Genomic DNA, 510 nt, shown 5'->3' with positions numbered 1-510 from the left:
ATTAAATCCTCTAACAACTCTCATTCCTCATCTCTTCTATTTTAAACTATGCTATCAGAAATATTAAAAATATAGTGTAATCCCAATCATTATTCGTATATTTTCATCCAACTATTAGTTTAATTATATATATAATTTCCCTTATAATCCAATGCTCTTTTTTAATGATTAGCAAATATAGCATCCATTATTATTATCAATTTTAGTTTTTCAACTAGAAAATAATATAATTATTGTTAGATAGAACTTCAATAGTGGGTATCTGAACTACGTTATAATTAAATTTTTTATATTTAAATTATTAAAATATATACTCTTAATATTCATCTTCAATTTTGTAATTTCAATATACTATTACGATGGCTATATCTATCATGATGTCCATAAAAGATCTCTTTTATCAGTTCTTTTATTTCCTGATATTTGTCTAGACAATTTATTTGTTTAATCCAATAATTGTATGTACTCCGAACAATACCAACTTTTTCAATCACCACCTTATATAGTTTA

The 510-nt window shown here is 22.9% G+C and carries 1 pseudogene; it reads right to left on the bottom strand.

The features are described 5' to 3' along the window. Positions 1 to 329: 329 nt before the first annotated feature. Positions 330 to 510 (bottom strand): annotated as a pseudogene (locus KVT37_RS31830) (IS3 family transposase); the annotation flags it as partial.

Origin of the sequence: Mesorhizobium sp. GbtcB19 (genome assembly GCF_019091085.1) — a bacterium.
Classification (GTDB): Bacteria; Pseudomonadota; Alphaproteobacteria; order Rhizobiales; family Rhizobiaceae; genus Mesorhizobium.
Note: the sequence above shows the minus strand (reverse complement) of the source record. Positions and strands in the feature narration are given on the sequence as shown.